This window comes from Pantoea sp. Seng (assembly GCF_009829935.1).
In the GTDB taxonomy this organism is placed as follows: Bacteria; Pseudomonadota; Gammaproteobacteria; order Enterobacterales; family Enterobacteriaceae; genus Pantoea; species Pantoea communis.
In genome coordinates this window covers 98097-111609 of sequence record NZ_SZZV01000004.1, presented here as the reverse complement: position 1 = coordinate 111609, position 13513 = coordinate 98097, and the positions used below count along the sequence as shown (strand labels likewise).

Sequence of the window (13513 nt, the reverse complement as noted above, 5' to 3'; positions counted from 1 at the left end):
GGCTAAGCCAGTTCGCAGTTTTTCACATCAGCAGAAGGGGCCAGAAGGTTGTTATCAAACTCACGCAAGGCTGCTGCATCACGGACACGCATCGGCCAGTCGGGATTGGCCAATGCACTTTTGCCCAACGCCACATAATCCGCCCCCTGCTCCAGCGCCTGAGAGGCGGCACGGCTGTCTGACAGCGAACCATTCGCCACAATAGTCAGGCTTGGTGCTGCCTCTCGCGCTATCTGTACCAGCGAAAGCGCATTGTCCGCAAAAGCGGGTTGTAGTGCGTCGTATTCGGTGAGATGCAGGTAATCAATACCTGACTCGGCCAATAAGCGAAACACCTGTTTTGCGCCCGCTTCTCCTTCCTGCCACTTATGATGGAAATCATTCACTTTGCCCTGTGAAATACGCACACCTAAAGTGACATCGTGGCCTATACGCTGGCGTACCGCGCGGATCACCGCCAGGGTCAGTGACAGGCGGGCAGCGATATCACCGCCCCAACGATCACCACGCTGATTGGTGTAATCCGTGAAGAATTGATCGAGCAGGTAGCCATTGGCACCGTGAATTTCAATGCCATCAAATCTCGCTACGCCAATAGCGCGCGCGGCGGTCTCGGCAAAACTGTCAATCGCCTGCTGAATCTGATCTTCGCTCATTTCTCCTGGCAACGCATAGTCGCCATGACCATGATAAAAGCCCAGCTGTTCTCCACGCGGTTGCACGACGGAGGGAGCCAGGGTATCGCGTCGGTAAATATTGCCCTGGGAAATCGCACCGGCGTGCATCAGTTGCGCAATGATCTTGCCACCATACTGATGCACACCATCAGTAATGGCTAGCCAGCCTGCGACCTGGCGGCTATTAACCAGCCCCGCTTGAAACGCATACGTCTGCGACCAGGCTTCGTCGATATACAGCCCTTCGGTGATGATGGTGCCAAAACCCCCCCGCGCGAAACGTTTGTAATAGTGCTTCATGCGGTCACCCGGTACGCCATCTACCGTGGCGGAGATACGCGTCATGGGTGCCACCATGATGCGGTTTTTCAGCGCGAGTCGATTTAATGTCCCGCTCTGAAATAAGTTTTTATCGGCCATTTGCTACATCGTGTTCCCTGATTATCGTCAGAGCGCATTGTAGTGTGTCGCTTTAGCGGCAAAAATGACCGAAGATGATACGTCTGTATAACGGAAATCGTTACAATGCACTCCAAAGATATTGAGGTTTTCCTGATGGTGTCGCAAACGCGTAGCCTGACCCAGGCAGCACGGCGGCTGAATACTACGCCGATGACGGTGTCGCGTCGGCTGGCCTCGCTGGAGGACGATCTCGGCGTGCGGCTGATGCACCGCACGACTCGCGCCATCGCGCTCACCGTCGAGGGAGAAGAGTTTCTGCCCTATGCGAAATCGCTGGCGGAAACCGAACAGAGCGCACGCAATCTGTTTTCACCACACCAGCAAGGTGCAACTGGCCAGCTGCGGATTACGGCGCCTTCTGGCTTTGGTCGTCGCACCATCATTCCGCTGTTGCCTGCCTTGATGGAGGCCAACCCGGAACTACGCATTGAGTTTCAGTTGAGCGATGACGTCACCGACCTGGTAGGTTTGGGCTACGATGTCGCTATCCGCATTGCACCGCTGCGTGACTCCCGTTTAGTGGCTCACCGTCTCGCTAACAACCCGCGTATGCTGTGTGCTTCACCCGATTATCTTCAACGCTTCGGCACGCCTCAGACATTAAACGACTTACATCATCACAACTGCCTGCGACTCTCAGGCGTGGTGCAGTGGAGCTTCATCATTGATGGGCATATTTCGAGCTTAAGCGTGGAAGGCCGTTTCAGTGGCAGTAACGTGGAAGGGGTGCGTACTCTGTGCGTGGCGGGAAGCGGCATTGCTCAGTTATCTGAGTGGGACATCCGTGAAGAGCTCGCTTCAGGCGAGCTCATCGCCATTGAATTACAGGATGCTCAACCGCAGATGCTTGGTGTCTGGGCATTGTTCCCCACGACTCGCCAGTTGCCAGCACGGGTGACGGTATTTCTTCATGCTTTAAAAAAAGCGATGGAAAAAACAGATAAGTTACCTGTCACGGCACCCCGTTTATAGGCTTAAATCGTTGACTCACTGATTCACTTCATGGAGGCCCCTTTTGAAACCAGAAATTCAAACCCTCACATCGACAGAGATCTATCGTAACCGCTGGATGACGTTAAAAGAGGACAAAATTCAGCGTGCCGATGGCAGCGAAGGTCTCTATTCGGTGATCGAAAAAAACGATTTTGTCGTCATCGTTCCGGTGGAGCAGGACAGCATTTTTGTGGTTGAGCAGTATCGTTATCCGATAAGTGAACGCACCATTGAGTTGCCGCAAGGCAGCTGGGAGCTGGACCCTGGCGCTACACCGGAAGCACTGGCGGCGGGCGAACTGCAGGAAGAGACAGGATTGATTGCCGATCGTTGGCAGTACGTGGGCTATCAAAAACTGGCGCAGGGATACTCCGCGCAGGGTTATCACATCTATCTTGCCAGCGAATTACGCTATGAAGGGCAGAATCTGGATGCCGAGGAAGTCGGACTCACTGCACGCAAAATGAAAATCAGCGAGTTTCTGCAGCTCGTGCTGGAAGGTAAAGTGACCGATGCCACTTCAGTGACCGCGTTTTTACTGGCGCGGGCCAAAGGGTTGCTTGATTAAGCCGGGTAACGCACAGGGCCACATTGATGTCAGGTCGCTGCGCGTTTGAAGAGTGCGCATTGCTGCGCACTCCTCCCTGAACAATGACGCTTAGTGACTCGCTATCTCCGCCAGCACTGCTTGCGCATCTTCCGCAGCAACCGCGACACCATCAATGTAAAGCTGGCGCCGTTCTCCGGCTGGCAAAGCAATTTGCAGCGTTTTCCATGCTGGCTGATAATCGCCTTTGCGTGTGAAGCTCAGGTGGATTGCCTCGGCATCGCTGCGCATCTCCCAGCTTAACCACAGCGCATTACCCTGCTGATAACCCCAGGACTCACCGTCATCTTCAAATACCAGGCCTTTGCTCTCGCCTTTACCCTGTAATGGATAAAGTTGCAGCGTGCGACGGTCATCTGCTTGTGCATCAACATGACGCAGACGCTGGCTCAGTGGCAAGGCCGCACCGGCGCGAACCAGCATCGGCTGGGTTTCCAGCGGTGCTGGCAGCGTGATCCATTGACCGCCGCTGTACCACTGTTGCGTTGCGAAGTCATACCAGCCAGTTTGGTTATCTGGCAGCCACAAACTGCGTTCACGCTGTCCTGCTTCCACCACGCTGGCCACCAGCAAATCGCGGCCCAGCATAAACTCATCGCACTCGGCGAAAGTCTGTTTATCCTGCTCATGGTCGAGGAAGGTTGGACGCAGCATCGGCTCATCATCAGCATGCGCTTGCCACAGTAAGGTATACAGATACGGCAACAGGCGATAACGCAGTTCGATTGCAGCACGAATCGCAGGCGTGACCGACGGATACATCCACGGCTCATTCACCGTGTGATCGTCATTCCACGAGTGAATGGTGAAACGCGGGTGCATTACGCCGTTTTGTACCCAGCGTACAAACAGTTCAGCGTCCGGCTTATCACCTGAGAAACCGCCGACATCGTGCCCGACGTTATACAGACCCGACAAGCTCATCCCCAGGCCCATACGGATGTTGTAACGCAGTGACGTCCAGTTAGTACGGTTATCGCCGCTCCATGTCTGCACGTAGCGTTGCATACCGGCACAGCCAGAACGCGAGATCAGGAAAGGACGCTTCTCTGGCGCGAAACGCTGCTGCGCTTCCATCGACGCACGCATCATCAACAACGGCATCACCGGGCGAATATGCTTGATGGCGATGGGCGTACCAAAGCCATGGCAACGCGCTTCGCCGTCCCACACTTCATATTCGTTGTTGTCATTCCAGGTCGAATCGATGCCCTTCGCCAACAGCTGTTGGGTGACGTTCTCCTGCCACCACGCCACCGCCTGAGGATGGGTGAAATCGAGGTGTGAACCCTCGTCGTCCCAGAACACTGAACGCTCTGGCGCATCTTCTTCTGAATCGCGAATAAACAAGCCCTGCGCCGCGACTTCTTCGTAGCGCGGATGGTCCTGCAACAGGCAAGGTTTGATGTTGGCAGCCAGACGCAAACCGGCATCGTGGAACGCCTGGCTCATCACTTCCGGCTGTGGCACTTTGTCGTAGTTCCAGTTGAACACGTAGCGCTTGTTATTGATCGAGGTATAACCCGATGACAATTGGAAAGAGTCGCACGGAATATCATGCTGTTCGCACAGGCGAATGAAGTTCATCAGCTGATTTTGTGCATCCGGTGCATCGGTGTAGTGCATGGTTGAGCCGCTGTAACCGAGGCTCCATTTTGGGCCAAACAGCGTTTTACCGGTCAGGCGCACAAAGGCCTTGGTGACATCCAACACTTTGTTGCCAACAAACAGGTAATAATCAATATCCCCGCTTTCCGCTTGCCAGCGGCGATAAGGCTGATGGTAGTTATCCAGCTCGTTACCGAGATCAAACCAGCTGCTGCTGAGGTTATCGTAGTAAAGACCGAAACTCACATCGCTGCGGCGCGTAATGGTAAACGGCACGTGTTTGTACAGCGGATCGGTTGACGAGGCGTTGTAGCCCATCGCATCGAGGTTACGCATCTCATAACGTTTGCCATTGCGTTGAAGGTCACCGGTTTTCTCGCCCAGACCGTAATAGGCATCGTCATTCATACGGCGCTGGTAGTGCGCCACACCATCACCGTGCGCGTTAATCAGGTAGGCACTGGTTGGGCGGTCGCAGGTCAGCAGTTGCCAGGCGCCAGCGCTATCACGATGTTGCCACTCCAGCGCCAGTGGCTGATGGACAATCACGCGCAGCACATCGGTGGAAACCACCAGCGTATCGCCCTCTTCTTCCAACGTGAACCCTGGCAGGGTAAAGCCCGCCAGGCTGTCACGTGGACGCCCTTCCCACTGCACATCGCTGTCTGGCGCTATGCTCCAGGTGCGGTCCAGTGCATAGCCGCTCTGACGTTTAATCGAAACACGGAACATGCCTGATTCCAGCACGAATAGGTTCAGCTGGTACTTCCCATCGACGGTTAACGCAACATGGTGTTGATCAGAATGCGTGAGTGACCAATTCTTTAAGGTTTTCATTGTTACCTACTTTAATCAGGCGCGCTGGGCGCGACGTTCAGCAATAAATGCAATCAGGAAGACCGCGCCAATCAGGTCGAAGAAGCCCATGGCGACAAATAACGGGTTAAAGCCAATCTTGTCGGCGGTGACACCAATTACCAGTGAGAACAGGAAGCTGGATATCCACGCGAAGGAACCGCGCATGCCATTGACGGTGGCCATCTGGCCTTTATCAAACTTCTCCACCACCAGCGCGCTGAGCATGCAGGAGATGATCTGGTGACCGAAACCACCAATCGAGATCAGTGCAATCGCCACGTAGGGATCTTTGGTCATCGCCACCAATGCGAGGGAGAGCATCAGGAAAGCGCCGGTGACCGAACTGGCAACCACGGAGTTGACCAGTCTGAAACCAAACAGGCGGGTATAGAGGCGCGTCAGATAGCCACTGGCGACGCTGCCGAGATCCGCCGCGAGGAATGGCATCCAGGCGAACATGGCGATCTGTTTGAGATCCATGCCGAGATCTTTCGCCAGGTAGAGCGGCACCCAAAAACTCAGCACGCCCCACGCCGGTTCGGCCATAAAGGCGGGAATGGCGATACCGTAAAAACGTTTGTTTTTTGAGACGCTTTTCAGGGCTTTAAAGAACGGTAATTTGACAGCAGGCGGTTCATTATCCTGACGAATAAATTCCAGTTCCGATGCAGACAGATTGGGATGAATTTCCGGATCGCGATACAGCAACCACCAGAGCACTACCCACGCCAGTGCCAGGCAACCCGTAAACAGGAAAGCGCCCTGCCAGCCGAAAGAAGCGTGCGCGAAGTAGATGATGGGCGGCGCCAGCATAGCGCCAATTGAGAAGCCCACGCCGGCCCAACCCGCTGCAACCGGACGCTCTTTTTTCGGGAACCATTCGCCTATCACTTTGGCGTTGGCTGGCGTGGCTGCGGCTTCCGCTCCGCCCATGACAAAACGCAGAATGGCAAGATGTACCCAGCTCGCCGCGCCTGCATGGAACAGACAGGCGACCGCCCAGACCGAGGCACAAATCAGGAAGCCGACTTTCAGGCCGATGACATCAATCAGCCAGCCGCAAATTGGTTGAAAGAAGGTGTACGCCAGCTGAAACGCACCGACGATCCATGAATATTGTTCAGTGGTGATGCCCAGGCTGGTTTTCAGCTCAGGTGCCAGAATGCCTAATGAGTTACGCGTGATGTAGTTGACGGTAACGCCCGCTAAGAACAACACCAATACCCACCAGCGCAAATTGCGGAAGGTGCGTTTGCTGCCAGCGGCAGCGATCCCTGGATTCAAACTGCGGTTCATCTGGTTCTCCATTCTTTATTAACATCATGAGCTTACAAATCCTGTGGTGAATGCGCGGGCAAGCGATAAACCGGAAATATCGTTGGCTGCCGCCCAGGAATTGTTGCTTGTTGTTGAGGAGCGACTTCAGTGAGTCATCTCTAACCATCCGCCAGGAGTGAACCACAGATGCGGAACCTGGTCGCCACTCAGATGCCGCATTTGTGATCTGGTTAACCAAAATGGCTTGCGAGGTTGACATCAGACGTTAAAGAGCCGAATTTTAGGCTCTGAGAGCGCAATCCACGCCATAAGCGGTGCGCTAACCGATAAATAGGTCAACCAATATAAGAATTGTCCTGGGTTTCATTGTCAGGACCTAAAAGAGGTAACAACATGAAGCAGACCTGGCGCTGGTATGGCCCAAATGATCCCGTTTCTCTTGCCGATGCACGACAGGCTGGCGCGACCGGCATCGTCACAGCCCTGCACCACATCCCTAACGGCGAAGTGTGGTCGGTGGACGAAATTATGCAGCGTAAAGCCATCGTGGAAGCCGCTGGGCTGGTGTGGTCAGTGGTGGAAAGCGTGCCGATTCACGAAGAGATCAAAACCGGCAGCGGTGAGTGTCAGAAGTGGATCCGTCATTACCAGCAGTCTCTGCGAAATCTGGCGCAGTGCGGTATTAAAACCGTCTGCTACAACTTCATGCCGATTCTCGACTGGACGCGCACAGACCTTGAATATCTGTTACCCGATGGCGCGAAAGCGCTGCGTTTCGATCAGATCGAATTTGCCGTATTTGAGCTGCACATCTTGCAACGTCCCGGTGCAGAGAAGGACTACAGCGCCACGGAAATAGCGCAGGCAGCTGAGCGTTTCGCCAACATGAGCGAAGCACATAAAACCCGCCTGACGCGCAATATCATCGCTGGTTTACCGGGTGCAGAAGAAGGTTACACGCTGGACCAGTTCCGTGCTCAATTAGCCCGTTATGACGGCATCGGCAAAGCTGAGTTACGTGAAAACTTCGCGACCTTCCTGCGCGCGATTATTCCAGTGGCGGAAGAGGCGGGTGTTCGGATGGCAGTGCATCCGGATGATCCCCCGCGTCCGATTCTGGGTTTACCACGCATCGTCTCTAACGCAGAAGATTTGCAGTGGATGATCGATACCGTACCCAGCCCGGCGAATGGCTTCACCATGTGCACCGGCTCTTACGGCGTGTTGGCAGATAACGATCTCGCCGGCATGGTGAAACGTTTTGGCCCACGCATTTACTTCGCACACCTGCGGTCAACCAAACGCGAAGAGAACCCGAACACCTTCCACGAGGCAGCGCATTTAGGCGGCGATGTTGACATGTTCGCCGTCATTAAGGCGATTGCTGAAGAAGAACATCGTCGTAAAGCGGCCGGTCAGGAGGATTTGATTCCGATGCGCCCGGATCATGGTCACCAGATGCTCGACGACTTGAGAAAGAAAACCAACCCCGGCTATTCGGCGATTGGTCGTCTGAAAGGGTTGGCGGAAATTCGCGGTGTGGAACTGGCGATTCATCGCGCTTATTTCTGATGGCATTCGTTGCTGCCGGGTGCCATTGATGGCGCACCCGGCTTGATGGAGTTTACATGGAACCTAACCTCGCCAATGGCGAACTGAACGTGACCCGCCCCGCCTGGAACCATCAGCGGCTGGTGCCGCGTATTGTGCATATCGGCTGTGGCGCCTTTCATCGCGCGCATCAGGCGTTGTATCTGCATCACCTGCTTGAAATCAGTGACACTGACTGGGGCATCTGTGAGGTCAACCTGATGTCGGCGAGCGGCAAACTGTTGGTCGAACAACTGCGCCAGCAAGATCTGCTCTACAGCGTGACGGAAAAAGGTGCCGGGCAGAACGACGTTCACCTCGTTGCGGCCATCAAAGAAGCCTTGCATCCTGCACTGGATGGACACGACGGCATTATCGAAGCGCTGGCTCGTCCGGAAACCGCTATCGTTTCATTGACGATGACGGAAAAAGGCTATTGCACTCAGGGTGCCAACGGTGAATTGGATGCGGATAATGCACTTATTCAACACGATGTTGCGCACCCTGGCACGCCGAAATCCGCCATTGGTTTTATTGTCGAAGCATTACGTGTGCGTCGTGAGCGTGGTTTAGGGCCGTTTACTGTGCTTTCCTGCGATAACTTGCGTGATAACGGCCATGTGGCCCGAGCTGCCGTGGTGGGGCTTGCTCAGTTACGCGATGCAGCGCTGGCGAAGTGGATTGATGAGCACGTAACTTTTCACAGCAGCATGGTTGACCGCATCGTTCCCGCAGTGACCGACGAAACACATCAGGAGATTCGCGACTTGCTGGGCGCACCCGATCCCTGCGGCGTGGCCTGTGAGCCGTTTCGCCAATGGGTGATCGAAGATAACTTTGTCAACGGCCGTCCTGACTGGGATCGCGTGGGCGCGCAGTTTGTGGCCGACGTTGCGCCATTTGAAATGATGAAACTGCGTATGCTCAACGGCAGTCACTCATTTCTTGCCTACCTCGGGTATTTGGGTGGCTGTGAAACCATCGCTGACACCATGCAACTCCCGACCTATCGCCAGGCAGCATTAGCACTGATGATGCAGGAACAGGCACCAACGCTATCAATGCCAGAGGGTATTGATCTGCTGGCCTATGCTAATCAGCTGATCGAGCGTTTTAGCAACCCTTCCCTGCGACACCGGACGCAACAGATTGCGATGGATGGCAGTCAGAAGCTGCCACAGCGCTGGCTCGATTCCGTGCGCTATCACCTGAAGCACGGCAGTGACTATCGCCACTTGATGCTGGGAATTGCCGGCTGGATGCGTTACGTCGTCGGGCAGGATGAGCGAGGTGAAGCATTTGATGTGGTTGACCCATTACTTGCAACCTTGCATGACATCAACCAGCTCACGCCAGAAGGCGATGCGCGCGTTAGCGCCCTGCTCGCCGTGAGAACCATTTTTGGAGACGATTTGCCCGCCAATCCGGGCTTCGTCAGCCATCTTCAACAGGTGTACGCGCAGCTTTGCCAGCATGGTGCCCGCGCCGCCGTTGCATCCCTGAATCAGGAGCCGAAATGAAGCACTTTATGGATGACGATTTCCTGCTGCAAAGCGACGTTGCGCGTCGTTTGTACCATGACTATGCGGCTGACATGCCGATTTATGACTACCACTGCCACCTCAATCCGCAAGAGATCGCCGAGGATCGTCAGTTCGCCAACCTCGGACAAATTTGGCTGGAAGGTGACCATTACAAATGGCGCGCCTTGCGTGCTGCGGGCGTGGATGAATCGATGATCACCGGTAAATCTACGAGCGATTACGATAAATACCTCGCGTGGGCCCACACCGTGCCCAAAACGCTGGGCAATCCGCTCTACCACTGGACGCATCTGGAGCTGCGTCGCCCGTTCGGCATCACCAATACGTTATTTGGGCCGGACACCGCACAACGCGTATGGGACGAATGCGCCGAGATACTGGCAACCCCGGCATTTTCTGCACGCGGCATTATGCGTCAAATGAATGTACGTATGGTTGGCACCACCGATGATCCGGTTGATTCGCTGCAATATCATCGTCAGATTGCTGAAGACAGCAGCTTTGATATTGATGTCGCCCCAAGCTGGCGTCCGGACAAGGTGTTTAAGATTGAGCTGGATGGCTTTATTGACTATCTGGGTCGCCTGGAATCGGCAGCGGATGTGGCGATCACCAGCTTTGACGCACTGCGCACCGCCCTGCGTCGTCGTTTAGATCACTTCTCCGCCCACGGCTGCCGGGCATCAGATCACGGTATCGAAGTGCTGCGCTTTGCCCCGGTTCCGGATGATCGTGTATTGGATTCCATTCTGTCCAAACGCCGCAACGGCGATACGCTAAGCGAGCTAGAAATCGCCCAGTTTAGCAGCGCGGTGCTGGTCTGGTTGGGTTCCGAGTATGCACGACGTGATTGGGTGATGCAGTTACACATAGGTGCCATTCGCAACAACAGCACTCGCTTGTTCCGTTTGCTGGGTGCCGACAGCGGTTTTGACTCGATTGGCGATAACAATATTGCTTTGCCGCTCTCGCGCCTGCTGGATGCGATGGATGTTAACGACCAACTGCCAAAGACCATTCTGTACTGCCTCAATCCGCGTGACAACGAAGTGCTGGCGACGATGGCAGGTAACTTCCAGGGTGCGGGTATCGCCGGGAAAGTGCAGTTTGGTTCCGGCTGGTGGTTCAACGATCAGCGCGATGGCATGCTGCGCCAGTTGGAGCAACTGTCGCAAATCGGTTTGCTCAGCCAGTTTGTCGGGATGCTGACCGATTCTCGCAGTTTCCTCTCCTATACGCGCCACGAATACTTCCGCCGTATTCTGTGCAACCTGCTCGGTCAATGGGTGCAGGATGGCATTGTGCCGCACGATGAAGCGGTGCTCGGCAACATGCTGCAGGATATCTGTTTCAATAACGCACAGCGCTACTTTACCCTCAATCCACGTTGAGAATTCCGCCCTGTGCTATAGTGCAGGGCGCAATTGATGGCAGCGTCAGTGGTCGTCAACTTCTTAATCAGCAGAAAAGAGCTCATGAAAACACAAGCATCAGCGCAGCGCCCTTATCAGGAAGTGGGGGAAATGTTGCGTAACATGATTATGCAAAAGCAGTATGCCGTGGGCGAACGCTTGCCGCCTGAGCGTGAACTGGCTGCGCTGCTGGATGTCACGCGTACGCTGGTGCGTGAAGCACTGATCATGCTGGAGCTGGAAGGCTTGATTGAAGTGCGTCGTGGTGCCGGGATCTACGTGGTAAACGACAGTCCTGCACCGCGTGCAACGGCACAAGCCGCCTGTAACGATGCCGGCCCGTTTGAGATGCTGCAGGCGCGTCAATTGCTGGAGAGTAATATCGCGGAGTTTGCCGCCCTTCAGGCCACGCGTGAAGACAGCATCAAGATGCGTCAGGCGCTGGAACTGGAAGAGAGAGAACTGGCATCCGGCGCCGTGAATGAGAGCGAGAACGGCGATCGTAACTTCCATTTAGCGATTGCCGAAGCGACCCATAACAGCATGCTGGTCGAGTTGTTCAAACAATCCTGGCAGTGGCGTGAAGATAATGTGATGTGGAGTCAGTTACATCGTCATCTGGTGAACACTCATTATCGTAAGCAGTGGCTCGACGATCACAAGAAGATCCTCGCCACAATGATCAAGAAAGATGCACGCGCCGCCAAGCAAGCGATGTGGCAGCATCTGGAAAATGTGAAACAGCGATTGCTGGAATTTTCAGATGTCGATGACATCGATTTTGATGGTTATCTGTTTGAATCCTGGCCGCTGGACAGTGCCAACGGCTAAAACAAGCCCTTGTTACCAAGGGCTTTCAGGCGATTACTGCGGTAATGAAGCTTTCAAACGCTCTGCTGCTACGGCCAGATTGGTTTCCGATACTGAGGCATACGAAATACGCAGCGTTGAAGTATCTGGATTATCACAGTAGAAAAACTCACCCGGGACATACACCACACCCTTGCTCAGCGTGGTTTTCAGCCATTCGGTGGTGTTGAAAGCTTCCCTGAACGTTGCCCACAGGAACATGCCACCCAGCGGGCGATAGAAGTGCAGCTTATCCCCCAACTCCGTCTCCAGCGCTGCACACAATGCATCGCACTTCTGCTTATAGGCCGCGCGGATCAAGCGAATCTGCTCCGGCAAGCGACCGGTTTCCAGATAATGACGCGTCAGGGATTGTGACAAGGCACTGGTGTGCAGATCCGTTGCCTGCTTCAGGTTCACCACTGATGACTTCAACCAGCCCGGCATGGTGATCCAGCCAACGCGTGCGCCCGGTGCCAGGATTTTGGAGAAGGTTGAGGTATAAATCACATTCTCGCTGGCCCCCATCGCTTGCGCATGGGATTTTAATGGGCGGAATGTCTGATTGGTGAAGTTGATCTCGCTGTAGGGATCGTCTTCAAAAATCAGGAAATCATACTGCTTCGCCAGCGCGACTAACTGCTGACGACGCGCATCAGATAAGGTGACGCCGCTTGGATTGCCAAAGGTCGGAACGATATACACGGCTTTGATTCTTGTCTGTTTGACTAGCTCTTCCAGCTCATCAACAATCATGCCTTCGCCGTCAGTGCCAACAGATTTGAACTGCGCTTCAGCCAACTGGAAAACCTGCAATGCGGCGAGATAAGTTGGACGCTCCACCACCACCACATCACCGGGGTTGATTAACGCGCGGGCGAGAATATCCAGTGACTGCTGGGAGCCAGAAGTGATCACCACGTCGTCTGGCGTGCAATCAATACCGCGGTCGGCTGAAATGCGGCAGATCGCTTCACGTAATAGCGGATCCCCTTCACTCAAGCCATACTGAAATGCGTTGTGACCATCCTGCGACAAGGCGCGATCCATGGCGATCTGCAGGCCTTCGGTATCAAACAGGTCGGGATTCGGGATGCCACCACCCAGAGAGATCACCCCTTCCATTTTGCTGTGTTTCAATAAATCCCGAATGGCAGATGAATGAATGCGTTGAACGCTTTTGGACAATTTTTGCGACGACATAAAACCTTTACCTGATTATTTTTTTCTAAGACTAAATTCATAACATAAGTTAGCTAAGCTGATAATCACATTTTCACTGTCTGGCAAAGAGAATTTAGTGCCGGAAGGTAACTACCGATATTGAGAAAAAATCACCTGTTGAAACTAACGAAAAAAGGCGGAGGGGTAAGCTCCGCCTTGTTTCAAGTTCCGGTCAGTGCGCCTGACCGGTCAGTTGCAAAAGGGCAACGATGATTTGCAGGATCACCCGGACCAGGTCCAGGAGTAACCGAACAAGTTCCATCACTTTCCTTCTCCTCTGACAGGAGCGCGCTTTTCAGCCTTCGGAGCTTTGACTCCACCCGCCGATGGCCTGAGCACAGCTGTGAGGAGTGCTGAGCGCCACTCATTGTGGAAGCCACAGGCCAGCACCACCTGAAACCTGCCGGGATT

Annotated in this window: 10 protein-coding genes; 6 read left to right on the top strand and 4 right to left on the bottom strand. The window is 54.3% G+C overall.

The window, feature by feature from the left end:
- Window positions 1-2 precede the first annotated feature (2 nt).
- Window positions 3-1097 (bottom strand): NADH:flavin oxidoreductase, encoded by a 1095-nt coding sequence (locus FD737_RS05220; protein ID WP_160832893.1) that lies wholly within the window; start codon window positions 1095-1097, stop codon window positions 3-5.
- A gap of 105 nt (window positions 1098-1202) precedes the next feature.
- Here FD737_RS05220 and FD737_RS05215 point away from each other — a divergent pair, with 105 nt between their 5' ends.
- Together FD737_RS05215 and FD737_RS05210 are read left to right on the top strand one after the other, a co-directional pair.
- On the top strand, window positions 1203-2111 hold the full coding sequence (locus FD737_RS05215; protein WP_160832892.1) for a LysR family transcriptional regulator: 909 nt from the start codon (window positions 1203-1205) through the stop codon (window positions 2109-2111).
- Between the two features lie 43 nt (window positions 2112-2154).
- On the top strand, window positions 2155-2700 hold the full coding sequence (locus FD737_RS05210) for an NUDIX hydrolase (RefSeq protein ID WP_097117177.1): 546 nt from the start codon (window positions 2155-2157) through the stop codon (window positions 2698-2700).
- Between the two features lie 90 nt (window positions 2701-2790).
- On the opposite strand, the gene FD737_RS05205 is transcribed toward FD737_RS05210, so the two are convergent.
- Complete coding sequence (locus FD737_RS05205) at window positions 2791-5184, bottom strand: TIM-barrel domain-containing protein (RefSeq protein WP_160832891.1); 2394 nt, start codon at window positions 5182-5184, stop codon at window positions 2791-2793.
- Between the two features lie 15 nt (window positions 5185-5199).
- Window positions 5200-6501, bottom strand: coding sequence for an MFS transporter (locus FD737_RS05200; protein WP_034827231.1), 1302 nt, complete (start codon window positions 6499-6501; stop codon window positions 5200-5202).
- Between the two features lie 375 nt (window positions 6502-6876).
- Here FD737_RS05200 and uxuA point away from each other — a divergent pair, with 375 nt between their 5' ends.
- The 4 genes from uxuA to uxuR all read left to right on the top strand — a co-directional run bounded on the left by uxuA (window position 6877) and on the right by uxuR (window position 11860).
- Entirely contained in the window at window positions 6877-8055 is a 1179-nt protein-coding gene (uxuA, locus tag FD737_RS05195; protein ID WP_058959958.1) for a mannonate dehydratase, read from the top strand.
- Window positions 8056-8111: 56 nt separating this feature from the next.
- The gene (locus FD737_RS05190) at window positions 8112-9593 is read left to right on the top strand and encodes a fructuronate reductase (RefSeq protein ID WP_160832890.1); all 1482 of its coding nucleotides are present in this window, start codon (window positions 8112-8114) and stop codon (window positions 9591-9593) included.
- Window positions 9590-11008 carry a glucuronate isomerase gene (uxaC, locus tag FD737_RS05185; protein ID WP_160832889.1) on the top strand — a complete coding sequence of 473 codons (1419 nt, stop codon included), beginning with the start codon at window positions 9590-9592 and terminating at the stop codon, window positions 11006-11008. The genes FD737_RS05190 and uxaC overlap by 4 nt, the downstream gene beginning before the upstream one ends.
- An 84-nt stretch (window positions 11009-11092) precedes the next feature.
- Window positions 11093-11860, top strand: coding sequence for a Uxu operon transcriptional regulator (gene uxuR, locus FD737_RS05180; protein ID WP_160832888.1), 768 nt, complete (start codon window positions 11093-11095; stop codon window positions 11858-11860).
- Between the two features lie 33 nt (window positions 11861-11893).
- Here uxuR and FD737_RS05175 read toward each other — a convergent pair whose 3' ends face one another.
- Window positions 11894-13081 carry a PLP-dependent aminotransferase family protein gene (locus FD737_RS05175; protein WP_160832887.1) on the bottom strand — a complete coding sequence of 396 codons (1188 nt, stop codon included), beginning with the start codon at window positions 13079-13081 and terminating at the stop codon, window positions 11894-11896.
- Window positions 13082-13513 lie beyond the last annotated feature (432 nt).

What these genes read in the sequence shown, in the direction of transcription:
- uxuA (WP_058959958.1), top strand. Translation starts at nt 6,877, where the DNA reads ATGAAGCAGACCTGGCGCTGGTATGGCCCAAATGATCCCGTTTCTCTT.
- uxuR (WP_160832888.1), top strand. Translation starts at nt 11,093, where the DNA reads ATGAAAACACAAGCATCAGCGCAGCGCCCTTATCAGGAAGTGGGGGAA.
- FD737_RS05190 (WP_160832890.1), top strand. Translation starts at nt 8,112, where the DNA reads ATGGAACCTAACCTCGCCAATGGCGAACTGAACGTGACCCGCCCCGCC.
- FD737_RS05215 (WP_160832892.1), top strand. Translation starts at nt 1,203, where the DNA reads ATGCACTCCAAAGATATTGAGGTTTTCCTGATGGTGTCGCAAACGCGT.
- FD737_RS05220 (WP_160832893.1), bottom strand. Translation starts at nt 1,097, where the DNA reads ATGGCCGATAAAAACTTATTTCAGAGCGGGACATTAAATCGACTCGCG.
- FD737_RS05200 (WP_034827231.1), bottom strand. Translation starts at nt 6,501, where the DNA reads ATGAACCGCAGTTTGAATCCAGGGATCGCTGCCGCTGGCAGCAAACGC.
- FD737_RS05175 (WP_160832887.1), bottom strand. Translation starts at nt 13,081, where the DNA reads ATGTCGTCGCAAAAATTGTCCAAAAGCGTTCAACGCATTCATTCATCT.
- uxaC (WP_160832889.1), top strand. Translation starts at nt 9,590, where the DNA reads ATGAAGCACTTTATGGATGACGATTTCCTGCTGCAAAGCGACGTTGCG.
- FD737_RS05205 (WP_160832891.1), bottom strand. Translation starts at nt 5,184, where the DNA reads ATGAAAACCTTAAAGAATTGGTCACTCACGCATTCTGATCAACACCAT.